The organism is Ruegeria sp. CDSC054 (assembly GCF_059610645.1).
Map to the genome: position 1 here is coordinate 239943 of NZ_JBXWOA010000002.1, position 21409 is coordinate 261351.

General features: G+C 57.5%; 17 protein-coding genes and 1 tRNA gene. 14 read left to right on the top strand and 4 right to left on the bottom strand.

The window, feature by feature from the left end:
- Window positions 1-19 precede the first annotated feature (19 nt).
- The 13 genes from AC2FGC_RS05160 to AC2FGC_RS05220 all read left to right on the top strand — a co-directional run bounded on the left by AC2FGC_RS05160 (window position 20) and on the right by AC2FGC_RS05220 (window position 14230).
- Window positions 20-940, top strand: a complete 921-nt coding sequence (locus tag AC2FGC_RS05160) for a DUF2927 domain-containing protein (protein WP_058276873.1) — start codon at window positions 20-22, stop codon at window positions 938-940.
- Window positions 941-961: 21 nt separating this feature from the next.
- Window positions 962-2113 (top strand): SPFH domain-containing protein, encoded by a 1152-nt coding sequence (locus AC2FGC_RS05165; protein ID WP_496724218.1) that lies wholly within the window; start codon window positions 962-964, stop codon window positions 2111-2113.
- A gap of 3 nt (window positions 2114-2116) precedes the next feature.
- The gene (locus AC2FGC_RS05170; protein WP_496724216.1) at window positions 2117-2659 is read left to right on the top strand and encodes a hypothetical protein; all 543 of its coding nucleotides are present in this window, start codon (window positions 2117-2119) and stop codon (window positions 2657-2659) included.
- Window positions 2656-3744, top strand: a complete 1089-nt coding sequence (locus AC2FGC_RS05175; RefSeq protein ID WP_496781562.1) for a TFIIB-type zinc finger domain-containing protein — start codon at window positions 2656-2658, stop codon at window positions 3742-3744. The genes AC2FGC_RS05170 and AC2FGC_RS05175 overlap by 4 nt, the downstream gene beginning before the upstream one ends.
- Before the next feature lie 79 nt (window positions 3745-3823).
- Window positions 3824-4492: a nitroreductase gene (locus tag AC2FGC_RS05180; protein WP_496781564.1), complete on the top strand. Its 669-nt coding sequence runs from the start codon at window positions 3824-3826 to the stop codon at window positions 4490-4492.
- Window positions 4493-4517: 25 nt separating this feature from the next.
- Window positions 4518-4955 carry a D-aminoacyl-tRNA deacylase gene (dtd, locus tag AC2FGC_RS05185; RefSeq protein ID WP_496738122.1) on the top strand — a complete coding sequence of 146 codons (438 nt, stop codon included), beginning with the start codon at window positions 4518-4520 and terminating at the stop codon, window positions 4953-4955.
- Window positions 4955-6058: a glycerate kinase type-2 family protein gene (locus AC2FGC_RS05190; RefSeq protein ID WP_496781566.1), complete on the top strand. Its 1104-nt coding sequence runs from the start codon at window positions 4955-4957 to the stop codon at window positions 6056-6058. The genes dtd and AC2FGC_RS05190 overlap by 1 nt, the downstream gene beginning before the upstream one ends.
- Window positions 6059-6109: 51 nt before the next feature.
- On the top strand, window positions 6110-8104 hold the full coding sequence (locus tag AC2FGC_RS05195; RefSeq protein ID WP_496781568.1) for a CocE/NonD family hydrolase: 1995 nt from the start codon (window positions 6110-6112) through the stop codon (window positions 8102-8104).
- Window positions 8105-8228: 124 nt separating this feature from the next.
- Window positions 8229-9815 carry an ABC transporter substrate-binding protein gene (locus AC2FGC_RS05200; RefSeq protein ID WP_496777866.1) on the top strand — a complete coding sequence of 529 codons (1587 nt, stop codon included), beginning with the start codon at window positions 8229-8231 and terminating at the stop codon, window positions 9813-9815.
- Between the two features lie 15 nt (window positions 9816-9830).
- Window positions 9831-10787, top strand: a complete 957-nt coding sequence (locus tag AC2FGC_RS05205; RefSeq protein WP_496777864.1) for an ABC transporter permease — start codon at window positions 9831-9833, stop codon at window positions 10785-10787.
- Window positions 10787-11602, top strand: a complete 816-nt coding sequence (locus AC2FGC_RS05210) for an ABC transporter permease (RefSeq protein ID WP_108859503.1) — start codon at window positions 10787-10789, stop codon at window positions 11600-11602. The genes AC2FGC_RS05205 and AC2FGC_RS05210 overlap by 1 nt, the downstream gene beginning before the upstream one ends.
- Window positions 11599-13236: an ABC transporter ATP-binding protein gene (locus tag AC2FGC_RS05215; RefSeq protein ID WP_109313204.1), complete on the top strand. Its 1638-nt coding sequence runs from the start codon at window positions 11599-11601 to the stop codon at window positions 13234-13236. The genes AC2FGC_RS05210 and AC2FGC_RS05215 overlap by 4 nt, the downstream gene beginning before the upstream one ends.
- Window positions 13237-13393: 157 nt before the next feature.
- Window positions 13394-14230: an alkaline phosphatase family protein gene (locus AC2FGC_RS05220; protein WP_496777860.1), complete on the top strand. Its 837-nt coding sequence runs from the start codon at window positions 13394-13396 to the stop codon at window positions 14228-14230.
- Between the two features lie 4 nt (window positions 14231-14234).
- Here the strand turns inward: AC2FGC_RS05220 and AC2FGC_RS05225 are convergent, their stop codons facing one another.
- From AC2FGC_RS05225 to AC2FGC_RS05240, 4 genes are all read right to left on the bottom strand, one after another.
- The gene (locus tag AC2FGC_RS05225) at window positions 14235-15158 is read right to left on the bottom strand and encodes an alpha/beta hydrolase (protein ID WP_496777858.1); all 924 of its coding nucleotides are present in this window, start codon (window positions 15156-15158) and stop codon (window positions 14235-14237) included.
- Between the two features lie 12 nt (window positions 15159-15170).
- Window positions 15171-17060, bottom strand: a complete 1890-nt coding sequence (locus tag AC2FGC_RS05230; protein WP_496781571.1) for an acyl-CoA synthetase — start codon at window positions 17058-17060, stop codon at window positions 15171-15173.
- 154 nt (window positions 17061-17214) lie between these two features.
- Window positions 17215-19035, bottom strand: coding sequence for an ABC transporter transmembrane domain-containing protein (locus AC2FGC_RS05235; protein WP_496724195.1), 1821 nt, complete (start codon window positions 19033-19035; stop codon window positions 17215-17217).
- A 127-nt stretch (window positions 19036-19162) separates the two neighbouring features.
- Window positions 19163-19237 (bottom strand) — tRNA-Gly (locus AC2FGC_RS05240).
- 666 nt (window positions 19238-19903) lie between these two features.
- Here AC2FGC_RS05240 and AC2FGC_RS05245 point away from each other — a divergent pair.
- Complete coding sequence (locus tag AC2FGC_RS05245) at window positions 19904-21409, top strand: trimethylamine methyltransferase family protein (protein ID WP_496724193.1); 1506 nt, start codon at window positions 19904-19906, stop codon at window positions 21407-21409.

The window sequence follows — 21409 nt, forward strand, 5'->3', positions numbered from 1 at the left end:
TCTGAAACCTCTGTTGGGTATGGTGGCGCTGTTGGCGCTGGCCAATTGCGATGAGGCGCTGACGTCGTCCGTCGTGCCGCAACCGCGCCCGGTTGCACCTGCACCGGCACCTAATGCTTATGTTCCCCCGTCTGCGGCAAGTCAGGATCTGGCCCGGTTCTATCAGCGGGTCGAACGTGACCTGCTCACCCGCGACATGTTGCGCGTGGATGGAGGTGGTCCCGACACACCCTATGATGCCGATGATTTGGCCCGTAATTTCGAGGCTATTGCCTTTTACAGCGAATACCCCGATCACGCTGTAACTACACGCATTCGGCGAACGGACGGACAGCTAAGCCGGTGGGCAGGACCTGTGCGGATTCAGACCGAGTTCGCCCCGTCCGTGGCACCCGAGATACGCAAAAAAGACGCGGCTGACGTCGAGGCGTTCGCGGAGCGGCTGAGTAAATTGACGGATCACCCGATCTCGGTCGTCAATCGCAAGGCAAACTTCCATGTCTTCTTTGCAGGCAAGGATGACAGCGCCTATGTGGTGAAACGCCTGAAACAGCTGATTCCGGGCATCAGCACGCCTTCACTGGATTTGGTTGCAAACCCGCGCGCCAATATTGACTGTCTTGTTTTTGCGTCTCCTACCAATACCTCACCGTATAAATTTGTGCGGGCTGTCACTCTCATCCGGGCTGAACTGCCGGACCTGACCCGGCGCAGTTGCATCCACGAGGAAATTGCGCAGGGGCTTGGATTGTCCAATGACAGCCCAGCGGCACGGCCTTCGATTTTCAACGACAATGACGAGTTTGCGCTGTTGACCAGCCATGACGAGAAACTTCTGACAATGCTTTATGACCCGCGCCTTGAACCCGGTGTTACGGCTGAAGACGCCCGCCCGGTGGTCCGGATTATTGCTCGCGAATTGATGGGCCAGCAGCTCTGAGCCCAAGGAAAGGAGACCCCAATGGGTATTTTCGATTTTCTGACCGGAGAATTTATCGACGTCATTCACTGGGTCGACGACACCCGCGACACCATGGTTTGGCGGTTCGAGCGTGAAGGACATGCCATCAAGTACGGCGCCAAACTGACGGTGCGCGAAGGACAGGCAGCGGTGTTCGTGCACGAAGGGCAATTGGCAGATGTATTCACGCCCGGCCTCTACATGCTTGAGACCAACAACATGCCGATCCTGACGACGCTGCAGCATTGGGATCACGGATTTCAGTCGCCCTTCAAATCCGAGATCTATTTCGTCAACACGACGCGTTTCAATGATCTGAAATGGGGCACCAAGAACCCGATCATGCTGCGCGATCCGGAGTTCGGACCGACCCGTATCCGCGCCTTTGGCACATACACGGTCCGGGTCAAGGACCCCGCGAAGTTCCTGATTGAAATCGTCGGCACCGATGGTGAATTCACCATGGATGAGATCAGCTTTCAGATCCGTAACATTATCGTGCAGGAGTTCAGCCGCGTAATCGCAGGATCGGGCATTCCGGTGCTGGACATGGCCGCCAACACCGCCGATCTGGGTAAACTTATCGCCGCCGAGGTGTCGCCCGTGCTGGAAGGGTACGGGCTTGAGATGCCCGAGTTCTACATCGAAAACATCTCGCTACCGCCTGCGGTCGAGGCTGCGTTGGACAAGCGGACGTCGATGGGATTGGCAGGCGATCTGGGCAAGTTCACCCAGTATTCCGCCGCCGAAGCGATGACCGCAGCAGCCAACAACCCCGGTCAGGGCGGCGGCATGGGTGCAGGCCTAGGCATGGGTATGGGCATGGCGATGGCCAACCAGATGGCAAACATGGCAGCGGGTCAACCAAGCGGACCGTGGGGCGGTTCCGCCCCCGCTGCCTCGCAACCAGCGGCGCATGCGGCACCGCCCCCTCCTCCGCCGCCGGTCGAGCATGTCTGGCATATCGCCCTGGATGGGCAGACCAGCGGCCCGTTTTCCAAGGCCAAGATGGGCCGCATGGCGACTGATGGTGAGATCACCCGCGACACCCATGTCTGGACCGCCGGTCAGGACGGCTGGAAAAAAGCGGGCGACGTGCAGGAGCTTGCGCAGCTGTTTACCATCCTGCCGCCGCCTCCGCCGGGGGCGTAATCGGTGACGGCAAACGCCGACATATCTGCCTATTCGCAAAGAGAGATCAGGCGCGCCGTCAATTTGAGTGCAATTCTCGGGTGGTTTTGCGTGATTGGCGCGCCGATGCTTTTTGATCTTTTCCAAAGCAGATGGGACGCCACTCTGTGGTCTCTATTTCAGTTATTGACTTTATTTGGTGTACCCTCGGCTTTTCTGATTGCATGGATTTTCGTCGCACCCGCCCTGCGCACGATGATGCGCAAGCCGGTTACTTTTTTCCGGGCAGCTTATTGGGGGGGAGCGATCAGCACAGGTCTTGTCCTGCTGAGTATTGCAATCGGTCGGCTAAGAGGATGGCATCAATCGCACAACGATAAATTCGATTCTCAAATCGGGGGTGGCGATTTCGTGCGATCTGTTGATGGCATACTGACGCCTTATGGATGGCAAGTTCTGGCGCATAATTCCCTTTTGTTTATAGTGGTTTGCATCTTTTTGGCTGTCGTGATCCGCGCAATCATCGGCCCTGGAAAGCCCGTTCAGCCAGCCGAGTTCAAGCAATGACTGAAGAACACCGCTTTCCCTGCGAGCAATGCGGCTCGGACTATCGGTTCAATCCGGGCAACGGGACCCTGACCTGCGATCATTGCGGGCATTCGGAATCCATAGGCGCCGGACCGTGGGGCGGTGCCAGCCTGAAAGAACAGGATTTCAACGCAGCGCTGGCGAACAAGCTGCCGGAAGCAGAGATCGAAGAAACGCGGGTTCTGTCCTGCCCGAACTGCGCAGCTGAGGTCGAGTTTGACCCGAACACCCATGCGGCCGAATGCCCGTTCTGTGCCACTCCGGTAGTCACGGAGACGGGAGTTAACCGGCATATCAAGCCAAAAGGCGTGTTGCCCTTTGCTCTGGATGAACGGTCGGCTCATAAGTCGATGTCGAGCTGGCTTGGCAAGTTGTGGTTCGCGCCCAACGGGTTGAAGGATTACGCCCGCAAAGGTCGCAAGATGCAGGGGATTTACGTCCCCTACTGGACCTTCGACGCGGATACCAAGTCAGCTTATCGCGGCGAGCGGGGCACGGTGTATTACGAGACCCGGACCGTCATGCGTGACGGCAAGCGCGTGCAACAGCAGGTGGCAAAGGTGCGGTGGTCCCCAAAATCCGGTCGGGTTGCCCGGTTCTTTGACGATGTTCTTGTGCTCGCGTCCCAGTCACTGCCGAAACGCTATACTGACGCATTGGAACCCTGGGACTTGCCGGCGCTTGAACCTTACCAGCCGGAGTATCTGGCGGGATTCCGGGCCGAGGCTTATACAGTCGAATTGCAGGACGGGTATACCGAAGCGCGCGGGCATATGGCCCGGGTGATCGAACGAGATGTGCGTTTTGATATCGGCGGCGACCGGCAGCGCATTCACGCAATCGACACGGATGTGCAAAATGTAACCTTCAAACATATTCTACTGCCTGTCTGGCTGGCCGCATACAAATATCGGGGTCAGACCTATCGTTTCGTTGTTAACGGCAGAACGGGGCGTGTTCAGGGCGAACGCCCTTGGTCCGCTATCAAGATCACGATCGCTGTTGTGTTGGGTCTGCTGGTTGCAGCGGGTGTCGGATACCTCATGGCAACTGGTCAGCAGTAGCACCTGTCCCCTTTTAACCGCTTGAATATCGCCGAACCTGACGCCATCCTGCGCCTCGGATACACGAAGGGGGAGCAGAGTGACGCTATCCGATTTGGATCGATTGCTGGCTGAGCGACATTCTTGCCGGGCGTTCCGACCTGAACCCGTTCCCAAGGACCAGATCGAACAGATTCTGACCTGTGCGTCACGTGCCCCCAGCTGGTGCAATGCGCAGCCCTGGAACATCGTGATCACCAGTGGCGCCGAGACTGACGCGTTCCGAAAAGCACTGCAACACGAAGTCACAACCGGCGCACCGGAACCCGACCTGCCGTTCCCGACGGCGTATACCGGTATATATCAGGAACGCCGCCGTGAATGCGGCTGGGCATTGTACGAAGCCGTCGGCGTACAGCGCGGGGACCGTGCAGGTTCAGCCCAGCAAATGATGGAAAACTTTGCACTTTTCGGCGCGCCGCATTGCGCGATCATCTCAAGCCCTGCGGACCTTGGTCCTTACGGAGCGATGGACTGCGGTGGTTTTGTCATGGCCTTCACCCTCGGCGCCCAAGCGCTGGGGGTGGCCACAATCCCTCAGGCCGCGGTGGCCAGCTATGGTCAGTTCCTGCACCGGTACTTTGGTATCCCCGATGACCGCTTGATCTTGTGCGCAATCTCTTTCGGCTATTCCGATACAGACCACCCTGCAAACGGGTTTCGAACCAGCCGTGCCGGTCTGGACGAGATCGCACGCTGGGTTGAATAACCACGCCAACAAACGGAGAACGGATTTGCGCGCACTGCTACAAAGGGTTTCCCGGGCCAAGGTCTCGGTTGATGGACAAACGATCGGACAGTCTGGCCCTGGGTTGATGATCCTGGTCTGTGCGATGAAAGGCGATGATGAACAAAAGGCCGGGCAGCTTGCGGCCAAAGTATCAAAGTTGCGCATTTTCAAAGATGAAAACGGCAAGATGAACCGCTCTGTCGTTGATGTGGGTGGCTCGGCTCTGGTGATCAGCCAGTTTACGCTGGCCGCCGACACGTCGCGCGGGAACAGGCCAGGGTTTTCCGAGGCTGCGGCCCCGGATGAGGGGCAGCACCTGTATGAAGAGTTTGCGCGGCGGTTGCAGGCGCATGGTGTGGCCGTCGAAACCGGGCAATTCGGTGCCGACATGGCGGTAGAGCTGGTTAATGACGGACCAGTCACGATTTGGATGGAAAGCTGATGGATCAGAGGCAACAGGCAATTCGCATTTGGCAGGCTGGCGTTGATGCGGTTGACGGAATAAGGGCCACCAAAGCTGTTCTGGATGGGGTTCCAACGCCCGACCAGATCTTGGCAGTCGGCAAGGCAGCCGCAGCAATGGCCAGCGCGGCATTGGAACATTTCGGCCCGCGTCCAACGCTGGTTGTCACCAAGGATGATCACGGACGCGGTCTGCCGGAACATGTTCAGCTGATCGAGGCCTCACACCCCGTTCCGGACGCGCGCAGCCTTGAGGGCGGTCGCGCCCTGCGGGCCGCGATCGAGGCTATGGCACCCAATTCTCATGTGCTGCTTCTGGTTTCGGGCGGAGCCTCATCCCTGGCTGAGGATTTGCTGCCGGGAAACACTTTGAGTGATCTGGAGCAGCTGAACGGCAGGCTGCTGTCCGAAGGGATGGATATCACCGCAATGAATGCCGAGCGTCGCAAGCTGTCCCGGATAAAGGGCGGTGGGCTGCTGGCCCATTTCAAAGGGGCAAAAGCCACCGTTCTGGCAATCTCGGACGTTCCCGGGGATGATCTGAATGTCATCGGATCGGGGATCGGTGCCTTGCCCGAAACTTACGAATTTGACGCCGTGACCCAGATTGTTGCGTCGAACGCTCATGCGCGTTCTGCGGCAGCAGATTTGGCGCGTCGTGAAAGCCTGCAAGTATTGGCCAATGAAGAATGCCTGCACGACGACTTCTTGCACGTCGCTTCCCAACTGGGACAACGCCTGAGGGATATGCCCCCGGGTGTCATGGTGTTCGGCGGTGAGCCTACGGTTGTGTTGCCAGATCAGCCGGGCCGCGGCGGGCGCAATCAGGCGCTGGCTCTGGCGCTGGCCCGTGAAATAGCCGGGACCTCGGGTCTGACGCTGGTCGTTGGCGGAACAGACGGAACCGATGGCCCGACCAATGCCGCCGGAGCGGTTGTTGACGGCACGACCTGGGACGACGGGGCTGAGCATGCCCTGCAGAATGCAGATAGCGGGAGTTTTCTGGACGCCGCCGGCGCTTTGTTGGTGACGGGTCCGACCGGAACAAACGTGATGGACCTTGTTGTCGCAATCAGGCGATGAATTGACGATTTTCAAACACCGGGAAACGCAAAAGACCGTGACACTTCCACAATGACGCGCTCGCTCAATTCGCTATGCGATATCGAAGACTTACCGGATGTCGGCATAGTGATGCCCGACGGATGTCGCCTGTCAGCGCGTGTCTGGCGTCCGATGGATGCAGACAGCAACCCCGTTCCGGCCATTTTGGAGTTTCTTCCCTATCGCAAGCGTGACGGTACAGCGACGCGTGATGCCCTGACCCATCCTTGGTTTGCCAAACGCGGCTATGCCTGCATTCGTGTGGACATGCGCGGCAATGGCGACAGCGAAGGGTTGATGGAAGACGAATACACTCAGCAAGAGCTGGATGATGCCGTCTCAACAATTCGGTGGCTGGCGGATCAGCCGTGGTGTTCGGGCACCGTTGGGATGATGGGAATCAGCTGGGGCGGGTTCAACGCGCTTCAGGTTGCCGCCCTTCAACCCGCGCCGCTGAAAGCAATTATCTCCCTGTGTTCAACCGCAGATCGTTACGCAGACGACATCCATTACAAGGGCGGATGCTTGCTAAATGAAAACCTGGGTTGGGGCGCGACCATGTGGTCGTACTCATCCCGCGCACCGGATCCTGCGCTGCGCCCCAACTGGCGCGAGCTGTGGCTTAAGCGTTTGGAAAATCAAACGTTCCTGCCCTCGACCTGGCTGCGCCACCAGACGCGCGACGCCTATTGGCAGCATGGCTCTGTCTGCGAGGATTTCAGCGCGATCCGCGCGGCGACTTTGGCCATAGGCGGTTGGGGGGACGCGTACAAGAATACCGTGCCGCTGCTGGTCGAACAGCTTAACGCTCCGGTCAAGGGAATCGTGGGGCCATGGGTGCACAAATACCCGCATTTCGCGGTGCCCGAACCGAGGATCGGTTTTCTTCAAGAGGCACTGCGTTGGTGGGATCATTGGCTGAAAGGTCTGGATAGCGGAGTTGAAACCGACCCAGACTATCGAGCGTATCTGATGGACGGCGTCCGCCCAAAGCGGTGGTACAACAACAGACCCGGGCGCTGGATCAGCGAGCAAGCCGGCGCGAGCTCGCATTTGTCCAACCTAACTTTGAACCTGTCGAACGATGGGCTCGGGCAAGATGAGCCGCTGGAGACGCGGGTCCAGTCGCCCCAAACCTGCGGCATGGATGGCGGCGAGTATTGCGCAATTTGGCTGGGACCCGACATGCCCGGCGATCAGCGCCCCGATGATGCGTTGTCCGCCTGTTTCGATGGCCCGCCTTTGTCGGAAGATCTTGATATTGTCGGCGCTCCGCGCATTTGCCTGAATGTCAGTGCCGACCGTCCGCAGGCACAGATTGCCGTGCGGTTAAATCATGTCCATCCGGATGGGGCCTCAACCCGGATCACCTATGGCGTTGTAAACCTGTCGCACCGAGACAGCCACGCGCAACCAACTCCGTTGACACCTGGAAAACCCTACGAAATCTCATTGGACCTGGATCATATCGCCTATCGCGTTCCCAAAGGGCATCGCGTGCGGGTGGCTGTGTCCAGCGCGTATTGGCCGCTGATCTGGCCAGCGCCTGAACCCGTCGAACTGCACCTGACAGGTGGTACGATCACGATCCCGAACCGGCCGACCGCGGGTGATGATGAGCATGTGTTTCAGCCGCCCGATTCTGAAACCCCGATTGATGTGACGACCCTGCGGGACAGCAGCAACTCTCGCCGGGTGGAGACTGACTTGAATTCAGGTGAAACCCGATTGATCATCGAAGACGATTTCGGTCGCGTAACGGACAATCACCACGGGCTTACGCATGGTGGCACTGCATATGAACGCTGGACCATCCACCCCGACAACCCGCTATCCGCCCACGGGCGGTGCCGCTGGACACAGGAGATCAGTCGGGACGGGATAGACCTGCGCACCGAAACATCCTGCGAAATGTGGTCGGATCGCGAGAGCTTTTTTCTCAAGGCGCAGATAAGTGCCTTTGAAAACGAAACTTTGGTATTTTCGAAACAAACGGAGGACGCCGTTCCACGCAACCAGATGTGATATTTTGGCGGCCAAGGGGCAGACATTTGCCCTTGCTCGGTAGACCGAAATGCGCCTAACTTGACTCATGCGTCAATAAAAATGCCCGAGAAGGGCTGAAACCAATCAACTGGGAGACCACTAAATGAACGAACAACTCACTCACATGGCCGGTCAGGTCACTGCGGGCAAACTGACCCGTCGCGAATTCATGGGGAAAGCGGCGGCTCTGGGTGTATCGGCAGCGATGGCCAGCACCATGTTCGCTGACGCTGCGCGCGCGGCGGACCCGAACAAGGGCGGCGTTCTGAAGTTTGGCCTGCAGGGCGGCGGTTCCACCGACTCGCTGGACCCGGCCACCTACGCCAGCTCGGTTCCATTTATGAACGGCAAGCAGTTTGGTGACCAGCTAGTAGAAGTCGCAACTGATGGCTCGATAGAGCCTCGTCTGGCAGAGAGTATCGAAGGCAGCGCAGACGCCAAGGTCTGGACCTTCAAACTGCGTCAGGGCGTCGAGTTCCACAACGGCAAGACCATGACCAGCGAAGACGTGCTGAAAACCATGGAACGCCACTCGAACGAGGACTCCAAGTCCGGTGCCCTGGGCATCATGAAGGGCATCGAGTCGATGAAAGCTGACGGGGACAATTTTCAGGTCACGCTGACCGAGCCCAACGCTGACCTGCCTTACCTGATGGCAGACTACCACCTAATCATCCAGCCTGACGGCGGCATGGACAACCCAGCGGCAGGCATCGGCACAGGCCCCTATCAGGTCGAAATCGACGAACCGGGTGTTCGCCACACGTTCAAAAAGTTCGCAAACCATTGGAACCCTGATTACGGCCATTTCGACGGCGTCGAAGTGATCGTCATCAACGACGCGACCGCCCGGACTGCCGCGCTGCAATCCGGTCAGGTAGACGCGATCAACCGGATCGAGCCGAAGGTTGCGGACCTGCTGGGCCGCGCGCCGACATTGACCGTGCATTCGACAGCCGGACGTGGACATTATGTGTTCATCATGCACTGCGACACCGCACCGTTCGACAACAACGAACTGCGTCTGGCGTTGAAATATGCCATCAACCGTCAGGAACTGGTCGACAAGGTTCTGCGCGGCTATGGAACTGAAGGAAACGACATGCCTGTCAACGCAGCATACCCGCTGTTTGACGGGTCGATTCCACAGCGCGAATTCAGTATCGAAAAAGCGGCAGAACACTACAAGAATTCGGGCCACGACGGATCGCCAATCATTCTTCGTGTGGCGGATGCAGCGTTCCCGGGCGCCGTAGACGCAGCGGCCCTGTTCCAGCAGTCCGCTGCTCAGGCCGGTATTCCGCTGGAGATCAAACGCGAGCCGAACGATGGTTACTGGTCTGAAGTCTGGAATGTCCAGCCATTCTGTGCGTCCTATTGGACCGGGCGTCCCGTGCAGGACCAGATGTATGCAACCGCTTATCTTTCAACAGCCGACTGGAATGATACGCGTTTCAAGGTGCCGGCGTTCGACGAGATGCTGTTCGCAGCGCGTGCAGAGTTGGACAATGACAAACGTAAGAACATCTACAGCCAGATGGGTCAAATGGTCCGTGACGAAGGCGGAGTAATCTGTCCAATGTTCAACGATTTTGTTGAAGGCGTCAGCAACAAGCTTGAAGGTTGGGAAACTGACCCCGCAGGCGAGATGATGAACGGCAACATGTCCCGCAAGATGTGGTTCGCCTGATAGGGCCCACGGATAATGCATCCTATCATAAAACTGGTTTCCCAGCGCTTTGCGCTGGGTCTCCTGCTTCTCTTCGGTGCATCGGCTCTGATTTTCGGCCTCACCGAAGCCCTGCCTGGGGACGCTGCGCAAGCGGTCCTTGGCCAATCCGCAACCCCCGAGGCGCTGGCAAACCTGCGCGAGGAAATGGGCCTCAACCGTCCTGCTTTGACCCGATATTTCGAATGGTTGGGAGGCATCCTGCAGGGCGATCTGGGTCAGTCTTTGACCAACAAACTCGACATCGCGGAAAGCATCGGAAAACGCTTAGGGAACACTCTGTTCCTGGCTTGTGCCGCAGCCGTCGTATCCGTACCGCTTGCTATCTTTCTTGGCCTTCTGGCCGTCCGTTTCCGCAACCGCTGGCCGGACAAACTGATCTCAGCCATCACCCTGACAACCGTTTCGATCCCTGAATTTCTGATCGGTTACCTGGTGATCTATTTCATTTCGGTGAAACTTGGTTGGTTCTCCTCACTCGCAATGATCAACGACACAATGTCCTTCGGGCAAAAGCTCAATGCCATCGCCCTGCCTGCCTTCGTTCTGACACTGGTAGTGCTGGCGCAGATGATGCGAATGACCCGCGCTGCGATCCTGAACCTGATGCAATCGGCCTATATCGAAACGGCTGAACTGAAAGGCCTCTCGAATTTTCAGGTCATTGCGCGCCACGCGTTTCCCAACGCGATTTCCCCTATTGTCAACGTTGTGATGCTGAACCTGGCCTATCTGGTTGTGGGCGTCGTCGTTGTCGAAGTGGTGTTCGTATATCCCGGCATGGGGCAATATCTGGTGGATTCGGTGACCAAGCGTGACGTGCCAGTCGTTCTGGCCTGCGGCGTCGTCTTTGCCGCGGTCTATATCGGGCTCAACATGGTTGCCGATATTGTGTCTATCCTTGCCAACCCAAGACTGAGGCATCCGAAATGATGAAGAACATTCCTATTTCGGCCGCCGTCGGTCTGTTTTTCACCGGACTGTACTTTTTCATAGCGATCGCAGCCCCACTGATCGCCCCTTACGGAATGGCCGAAGTGGTCGGTGATGTGTGGGAACCGTCAAGCGCCGAGCATCTGCTGGGCACGGACAATATCGGGCGCGATCTGCTGACACGTATGATCTATGGTGGTCGCACGACCATCTTTATCGCTGCGATGGCTACGATCCTCAGCTTTATCACTGGCACCTCGCTGGGCCTTTTGGCTGCGGTTCTGGGTGGTTGGGCTGACCAAGCGCTGAGCCGGACGGTTGACCTGATCATGTCGATCCCAACGCTGATCCTGGCACTGGTTATCCTAGCGATTGTTCCGGTGACCGTTCCGATCCTGATCCTTGTGATGGGGCTGTTGGACGCCACACGTCCTTACCGACTGTCTCGATCGGTCGCCGTAGACATCAACGTGATGGACTATGTCGAAGCCGCAAAGCTGCGCGGTGAAGGTCGTCGCTGGATCATCTTCCGGGAAATCCTGCCAAATGCTCTGTCACCTCTGGTGGCTGAATTCGGGCTGCGGTTCATCTTTATGGTTCTGTTTATCTCGACCCTGTCGTTCCTGGGTCTGGGCGTCCAGCCGCCGCTGGCGGACTGGGGTGGCATCGTGAAGGAAAACAAGGACGGGATCGTCTATGGTATCGGCGCGGCATTGTACCCCGCTGTGGCCATTGCGACGCTCGCCATCTCGGTCAACCTTGTGGCTGACTGGGTTCTAAACCGTACCACATCGCTGAAAGGAGGCCGGGGATGAGTGATACCCTTCTCAAGGTCCGCAACCTCAAGATCGGCGCGACCGTCTATCCGCCCGGCGAAAAACCTCATGACATCGAAATCGTGCACGGGGTCAGCTTTGACCTCGAACGCGGAAAGGTGTTGGGGCTGATCGGGGAATCTGGTGCCGGTAAATCGACCATCGGTCTGGCGTCCATGGCTTATGGCCGCGGTGGCGTCGAACTGACCGGCGGAGAAGTCTGGGTCAACGGGCGCGACATTCTAAAAACCCCGCATAGCGATATCCGCAATCTGCGTGGGGGCGAGGTTGCCTATGTCTCGCAATCCGCCGCCGCATCGTTCAACCCAGCCAAGAAGATCATGGATCAGGTTGTCGAAGCTGCGGTCGAACATAAGAAGTTTTCGCGAAAAGAGGCTGAAGGCCGTGCGCGGGAACTGTTCGCCAAGCTAGGGCTGCCCGATCCGGACAATATCGGTGATCGTTATCCTCACCAGGTCTCGGGCGGTCAGCTACAGCGTTGCATGACGGCGCTGGCGCTATGTCCCGAGCCTGATCTTGTGGTGTTTGATGAACCGACCACAGCACTGGATGTGACCACTCAGATCGACGTTCTCATGGCGATCAAAGAGGCCATTCGTGATACTGGCGTTGCTGCGCTCTACATCACGCATGACCTCGCCGTTGTTGCTCAAGTCAGTGATGACATCATGGTTCTGCGAATGGGCAATACGGTCGAGTATGGTAATACCGACCAGATCATCAACAACCCGCAGGAAGAGTACACCAAGGCGCTGGTTTCGGTCCGCTCGATCGAGCACGAAGAGAAAAAACCCACACCGGAATCGGTATTGAGCGTCGAAGGTATTACCGCGCGCTACAAGGGTTTGAATTTTGACGTGCTACACAACGTCAATGTCGAGCTTCATCCGGGGCAGACACTGGCGGTTGTCGGCGAATCCGGCTCGGGCAAGTCGACACTGGCGCGGGTGATCACAGGCTTGCTGCCGCCGCGCGATGGTGAAATCACCTTTGCTGGCCGCAAGCTTAGTGGCGATCTGAAGGGCCGCAGCCGTGAAGACCTGCGCGAGCTGCAGATGATCTACCAGATGGCTGACGTGGCAATGAACCCACGCCAGACGGTTGGTACGATCATTGGACGCCCGCTGGAGTTCTACTTCAACATGCGCGGTGCCGAAAAACGCAAGCGGATCGTCGAACTGTTGGATGAGATCGAATTGGGCGAAAAGTACATGGACCGCTATCCGGCGGAACTGTCAGGTGGTCAGAAACAGCGTGTCTGTATCGCGCGGTCGCTGGCGGCTAAGCCCAAGATGATCATCTGTGACGAGGTCACCTCGGCGCTTGATCCATTGGTGGCGGATGGCATCCTGAAACTGCTGTTGGACCTTCAGAAGATCGAGGATGTGGCGTACCTGTTCATCACCCACGATCTGGCGACGGTGCGCGCGATCAGCGATAGCATCGCGGTGATGTATCAGGGCCGCGTGGTTCGCTATGGGTCGAAAAGCGAGGTGCTGAGCCCGCCGTTTGACGACTATACCGATCTACTGCTCAGTTCCGTCCCCGAGATGCATCTGGGTTGGCTGGAGGAGGTCGTTGCCCACCGCAAAATGGAAAGCGCCGGGAACTGACCACTGCCCTTTCCGTGACAGGTAAGTGAAAAATTGAAATCCCGGCGCTTGTTCGATGACAGGTGTCGGGATTTTGCTATTGGGGGCGCGAACGGGCAGACCCCTGATCGCGAATCCCCTAGGGTCGCCGGAAATATCTAGTCAAAAGGCCAATGACATGGACCGCAAACTACTCCTCATCATCCTGGACGGTGTTCCGTGGCGCAATTTCCGACGGTTGTTCGGTAACCTTGAAGGTTGGGTCGACAGCGGTGAGGCGCGGGTCTGGAAGCTACGCGCTGTTCTGCCATCCACGTCGGCCAGCTGCTATGCCTCGATCCATACTGGTGTGACACCGCAGGAACACGGCTGTACCGGCAACGGCAATGTCTTCCGCCTGAGCCACAAGGACGTTTTCAGCCAGGTACGAGATGCTGGTGGCGTAACCGGCGCTGTCACCCACAGCTATTGGTCGCAGTTCTTCAACCGCCACCCGTTCGATTACGTCCGCGATATCGAATATGATGAGCCTGAGAGCAAAACGATCAACCACGGTCGCTTTCACACCATGACAGGCTATGGCAAAGCCAATCAGATGACCCCGTCCGACGTTGATCTCTATGCCACTCTGACCAATCTGTGCCTGCGTCATGGGCTGGACTACGGCCTGCTGCATGCCTGCACATTGGACAGTATGGGGCACCGTTTTTACCACGATTGCGAAGAGATGGACCACGCTTGCTTCGTAGCTGACGAGATGTTGGCACCTTTCATCCCGCGTTGGCGACAACTGGGGTACGACGTGATTGTGACCGCTGATCACGGACAGGATGAGCGGGGACACCACGGCGGGCGCAGCCCGCTGCAACAGGAAACCGCGCTGTATTATTTTGGCGACGCCGAAGGCCCCGAGGTCGACACGGTGATCGACCAGCTGCAACTAGCGCCCACGATCCTGAACCGGATGGGTGCGCCCATTGCCGAAACGATGAAGGCGAAACCGTTCCTGAAGTGAGAGATCAGTCGTAGGGCCAGATCTGCTGGCCCAGCGCCTCGATCGCGACCGAAATCCTCTCAAAACTGTCTGCCGCGCGCTTCACACTTGTACGCGCGCGCAGATATCCGTGAACGAGGCCCGGCTCGTTGATCCAATGCGCCTGGCCTCCGGCGGCGGAAATCTTGTCGCAATAAGCGGCGCCATCATCCCGCAGCGGATCACAATCTGCAGTCGCCACCACGGTCGGCGGAAGACCCGAGAAATCTGTGTCTTGAAGCGGCGCGAAGGTCGGATCATCTTGCGGGACAGTGCCACCGCAACGTACCTTTTCGTAGAAAACGATCTCATCCAGCGTCAAAAGCGGCGCGTGGGCGTGTTCGATATACGACCCGTTCGCGCTGTCGCCGCCCAAACCTGGGTAGATCAGCACCTGCCCCAGCACATTCTCCAACCGCCCTCGCCCATATTGGGCGACCGCTGCCGCCAGATTGCCACCGGCACTGTCACCCGCAAGGACAATAGGATCGCCAAACTCCTGCACGGCCCAGTTCGTAGCGGTCCAGCCGTCCTGAAACTGCGCAGGATGTACGTGTTCGGGGCACAGGCGATAGTCGACGGCCACGACCCGATACCCGGTTTGCGCGCAAATCTCGGCGCAGACGTCGTCGTGGCTGTCCAATCCGCCAACAACAAAACCGCCACCATGAAAATAGATGACGGTTCGTGTCGGGTGACCGGCATTGTAAACGCGGACAGGCACACCATCGGCCTGCCTGTCCTGTGTTTCGACCCCTTGTGGGCGGGGTTGGCGAAAGTCGCGACACATCGTGTCGTAGACCCGGCGCTGATCCTCGATCGTAAGGTCGACCGCATCATCCGGATAGCTTTCAGCCGTTCGTTTTATGAACGCCCAAGTCTCTTCATCAATCAGACGTTCATAATCCATGTTTCCTCCCGGTCAGGCAGCCCACTCCCACGGCCGGGTGAACGATCCCAGCACTTTGCTGACATCGTCCTCTGCGGAACCCTTCGCGTCAAGCTGCGCAACGAGTCCACGTTTCTTATCGTCGATGATCGAAATGACCCGTGCCTCAAGACCAGCCTCTTCCAACGCGCCGTTATAGATACGCGTGATCGCCTGTTTGCGGAGCTCAGGCTTAAAGACCTTACCGACAGCAGTTTTGGGCAGCTCGTCCAGAATGGTCATGTGCTTGGGTTGTGCCGCACGTTCATGGACATGCACATTGCAATACTCCATCAGCTCTTTCTCGGTCACCGAGGCGCCATCGACCAGTTCGACAAAGGCGCATGGCACCTCGCCCGAATAGGCGTCAGGCTGCCCGATGGCACCGGCAAACGCGACAGCATCGTGCCCCAGCAGAGCTTCTTCGATCTCGGCCGGGTCAATATTGTGACCGCCGCGAATGATCAGGTCCTTGGCACGGCCTGTGATCCACAGGTAGCCGTCCCCGTCAAAGCGTCCCAGATCACCTGTGCGCAGGTATTTGTCGAAGTGGTACAGATCTACGTTCTTGTCCGCCTCGGTATAGGTGTTACCGGCGAAAACGCCCGGGTTTGAAATGCAGATCTCACCAATTTCATCTGCGGCGCATTCCTTTGGTCCGTCCGGACCATCCTGCAGGATTTTCACATCTGTATAGGGGAACGGAATACCGATCGAGCCAATCTTCTTTTCCCCGTCCACCGGGTTGCAGGACACCAGACAGGTGGCCTCGGTTAGCCCATAGCCTTCTACGATGGTCACACCGGTCGCTTCTTCAAAGCGCCGGAACAATTCGACCGGTAGAGGGGCCGAGCCCGAAAATGCCGTTTTCACGCTTGAGATGTCCGCATCCACTGGGCGCTGCATTTTCGCGGCAATTGCAGTTGGGACGGTGATGATGAAGGTCACTTTCCAGCGTTCGATCAGTTTCCAGAAATTGTCGAACACGCCGTCGCCGCGATATCCAGCAGGCGTCGGGAAAACCACATGCGCGCCGGATGAGACGGCAGCCATCATGATCACATGCACGGCAAAAACGTGGAACATGGGCAGCGGGCACATGATCACGTCTTCTTCGGAAAACAGCAGCGTGTTCCCAAGCCAACCGTTGTAGATCAGGCCCGAGTATTTGTGCTGTGCGACCTTCGGCATACCGGTCGTGCCGCCAGTGTGGAAATAGCAGGCAACGCGATCTTCCTTGCTGTCTTCAAAGGTCAGTGTCGTCGGTTGCTTGGACAGTTCCTTGTTGAAGTTCTTATAGTCCGCATGCGCCAATTTTTCCTTGTCGCCCATTTTGGGACGCAGGAACGGCACCAGCCAGGATTTCGGCGGCGTCAGATAACGGTTGAGGTCAATCTCAAGAATGGTCTTGACGTTGGGCGCATGGCGCACCGCCTCTTCGACTTTCTGCGCCACATCCGTCTTGGGGAAGGATTTCAGGGTCACAACCACTTTGGCACCGGTTTCGCGCAGGATTGCTGCGATCTGCTCAGGCTCTAGCAGCGGGTTGATCGGGTTCACGATCCCTGCGACCGCACCGCCCATCATGGTGACCAGCGTTTCGTTGCAGTTGGGCAGCACATATGCCACCACGTCTTTCTCACCGACACCCAAAGACCGGAACAGGTTCGCTGCCTGATTGACTTTGCCAAGCAGTTGCGACCACGTCAGAGTCTCGGCCTTGTTTGTCGGACCAGACATGAGCTGAAAGCTGACCGCATCACTGTTTGGGTATTTGCCTGCTGTGCGTGACAGCAACTGGTGGAAAGTGACCGGAACATCCCGATCCTCCCACGACATTTCCTGCTCCATTCTCGCCTTGTCTTCCAAACCCACAAAGGCCATGTGACTCCTCCCTGTTTTTCTCCCGCGTCTTGCGCGGTTTTTTCCAAAACAAGATGGAAGCAAAACCCCGCAGGTGCAAGCGACGGGTTAGAGGGGCCACGCCCAAATTTGTAGAATTACGCAGCGGCGTAAAATTGACTTCCCCGACGTCAGGCTATTCTGCCGCAACTCCGTCGGTGAATTGCAGGCGCGCCAGGCGAGCATACAAGCCATCCTGAACGACCAGATCCTCGTGCGTGCCTTGGGCCACGATCTGACCGGCTTCCATCACAACGATCCGATCCGCCTTTTTGACCGTCGCCAGACGGTGGGCCACGATCAGTGTGGTGCGCCCGGCGCGCATCTGGTCAACCGCGCCCTGAACCGCGCGTTCGCTTTCGGCATCCAAGGCCGAAGTCGCCTCGTCCAGCAGCAGAACCGGGGCATCCCGCAGGATCGCACGGGCAATCGCAATGCGCTGTTTCTGACCGCCTGACAGCATAACGCCGCGCTCACCAACAAAGCTGTCATAACCTTCGGGCAGTTTCGAGATGAACTCATGCGCCGCGGCTGCGCGCGCGGCCGCCTCAACCTCGGCATCCGTGGCGTCCAGACGCCCGAACCGAATATTCTCGCGGGCCGAGGCTGCAAAGATGATCGGATCCTGGGGCACCAAAGCCATGTGCTGCCGGAAATCGGACCGGTCGAGATCACGTAGGTCAACGCCGTCCAGACTGACATGACCTGCGTCCGGATCGTAGAACCGCTGGATCATCTGGATCACTGTGGTTTTGCCTGCACCCGATGGACCAACGAAAGCCACGGTTTCACCCGGTTTGATCGAAAGGGTCAGATGGTCCAGTGCCACCACATCCGGACGGGCCGGGTAGCGGAAGGTGACATCATCGAACCGAAGCTCACCGCGCACAGGTGCTGACAGGGGTTTGGCCTTGGCTGGATCGATCACGGTATCCTGCGCGTTCAGCAATTCCACCAGACGCTCGGTCGCGCCGGCTGCACGTTGCAGCTCGCTCCAAATCTCAGAGAGGGCGGCGACAGAGCCGGCCATGATGATTGAGTAGATCACGAACTGGATCAGAACACCTTCGGTCATCACGCCGTTGCGAACGTCGTTTGCCCCCATCCACAACACGCCGACGATGCCCGAAAATACAAGGAAGATAACGATTACCGTCATCACGGCGCGCGTTTGTATACGTCGAAGAGAAACCGCATAAGAGGTTTCGGTCATATCGCCGAACTGCTTCCGGCTGGCTTTTTCATGTGTAAAGGCCTGAACGGTTTGAACCGCGCTCAGTGCCTCGCCTGCGTTGCCCGACGAGGCCGCGATCCAGTCCTGATTTTCGCGGCTGAGGACCCGCAGACGACGCCCCAGAACAAGTATCGGCACCACCACCACCGGGATCAGCAAAAGCACCAAACCCGTTAGCTTGGCCGAGGTCAGCAGCATCAGGACCAAACCACCCGCAAACAAAAGCATATTGCGCAAGGCAATGGATACGGACGATCCCAGCACAGACTGAATCAGGGTCGTGTCCGTGGTGATACGGCTGAGCACCTCTCCGGTCATGACCCGTTCGTAGAACTCGGGGCTCATTCCTATGACGCGGTTAAACACGGCCTTGCGGATATCGGCCACGACGCGCTCACCCAACCGGGTGACCAGCGCATATCGGATGCCAGTTCCCACCGCCAAAATCGCGGCAATGCCCAGTGCCGCCAGAAAGTACCAATCCAGCAACTCGCCATCTTCAATTCGGAAATTGTCGACTACTCGGCGTACCGCAAGTGGCAGGGTTAGCGTCATGCTGGCCGTCAACACCAGTGCCAGTACCGCACCCGTCATCAGGGCCCGATACGGCTTCATAAATGGCCAAAGAGACGACAGAACGCCTATCTTCCGAGATCCAGCACGCTCTTCCGTGGCACCGGGTGCAGGTTTGCCCTTGGGCGTGGCTGAGGCAGAGTTCGCCATAATTGGCCCTTACGTCTTTTTCGCACTTAAGTGTTCGCTTCTTGGCGGCCGCGGCAAGCCGGGTCAAGAACCACAATATATGACCCCACATAAAAGGGCCATTTGACGCAGAATTTAAAGGCTGATTTGGAGCGGGCGGCGGGAATCGAACCCGCTTCATCAGCTTGGAAGGCTGAGGTAATAGCCAGTATACGACGCCCGCTCAACTCGAGCGGGTCTATTTCATCCCGAATTTGCGGTCAATAGAGGATTTGTTTTTTTTCAGACAACTGATCTTTGTTGAACAAAAAATCTGCAGCTGAATCGCAGGCAAGTTTTGGAGTTTGGCCAAAAAGTAAGCTGTCAATTTTTTAATAGAACCAACGGACCAATCAAAGTGTCCCTGTTCCCATCGGAACTGTTCGAATGTCCCCATTGCGTACAGAACGGGCATTCGTCTTATTGGCGGCAAGGACTGCACTGAGCCCATTATGTGATTTTGATTTTTCGCTGCGCACGCTCGCTGCGGATATTTTGCCGCATGGGAATCGGCCGTTGTACCGCGGCGCGGCGAGAAAACCGGGCGTTCACACCTCGGGCGGCATTGTTGACCTGCCCAATTAGGGTTGGAGCTGACATTTAGAATGTTGAACTCCAATATCTGCTGCAACAACCCATAACGGTATGCGCGGACACAAACGTCACAGGAAAGCCCTTTTCAAAAGCGACGCATTCATTGGTTTGAGATAAACCGAGCTGTTGCGATGAGACTCATACAGCGCAAAGCAACGCTAAAAACCTTTCGTGAATTTTGTTCACCAACTGAGCCGGTTTATTGAATTCTCAACACAAGACAATTGCGCTTTATTGGTGTCGTTGAGGGGCGTAGATGGTTAGACGCACGCGAAGACATGAGACATCAGAAACCGGATTGGAACCGGGCGCACCGCCTGCATTTCAGATTGGGGGTGCTTTGAGGCCGCTGTCGTCCTTGGAATTGGCAGCCATCGAAGCGCATGCCTATGACATTCTTTCGACAGTGGGTATGGTCGGCTTGCCGGCAGAGGCGACCGAACGGGCGATTGCTGCCGGGGCGTGGCGTCGCCCTGACGGACGCCTTTGTTTTTCAAATGAGATGATCAGAAATGCACTGTCTCGCGCTCCAAGAAAGATCACGTTACCGGGGTTCACTGCAGACAGGGATTTGCAGATCGGCGGCAGCCGGGTTCACATCGGGACCGGCGGAGCGGCGGTTCAGACTCTGGATGCCGCAACCGGCGCCTACAAGGACAGCTCACTAAGCGACCTCTACGATCTAATGCGCGTATTGGATGCATCGTCGAACATCCACTATGGTGTACGGCCCGTTGTTGCCAGGGATTTGACCGACCCGTTCGAGCTGGACATCAACACCGCATTTGCCTGCCTCAAAGCCACTTCGAAACCAATTGGCATCAGCTTTTGCGAGCCTGACCACATCGACCCGATAGTTGAGTTGTTCGATATAGCGCTCGGCCACAAACATGCATTCCGGGAAAGACCGTTTTGCATGGCAGTGATTGTCCATGTGGTTCCCCCGCTGACCTATAGCGCCGAAGGAATACTGATGCTGGAGAAGGCCGTGAGAGCAGGCATGATCCCGCAGATTTGTTCGGCTGGCCAGGCAGGTGCGACAAGTCCGGTCACCTTGGCCGGCGCATTGGCACAGGGCTTGGCAGAGTCGCTCGCTGGCCTAGTGGTGGTTGACGGTATCCAGGCGGGTAGCCCGTGCATTTATGCGCTGATGCCCTTCATTTCCGACTTGCGCACCGGAGCCATGAGCGGTGGCAGCGGTGAAGCAGCGATCGCCAATGCTGCCGCGGCCCAGCTTCTGGCCCATATCGGCCTACCATCCACAGTCTCGGCGGGTATGACGGATTCCAAGATGGTGGATGCCCAAGCGGGCTATGAAAAAGGCTACACCGTCGCCCTGGCCGGACATGGCGGCGCCGACATGATCAACCTTTCCGTGGGGATGCTGGGCTCGATCATGGTGGCCAGCCCCGAAGCGATGGTGATCGATGACGACATGTGTGGGGCAATCCTGCGCAGCATCAGGGGGATTGAAGTGAGTGTGGAGACACTCGATCTGGACGCGGTGGAACGCGTCGTCACCCAGGACGGTCATTATCTGGGGGAAATCGAAACGCTCAAGCGCATGAAGTCAGACTATCACTATCCGGCTCTTGCCAATCGCCAAAGTGTCGATGACTGGGTTGCTGCAGGCCGTCTTTCGATCTGGGATCAGGCACGGACCCGCGTGACCGAGATACTGGCAGCACCGCATTCGGCACATCTTGATGCAGAGGCTGAAGCACGTATTCGAGCCAACTATCCCATCCATCTTCAGCCCTAA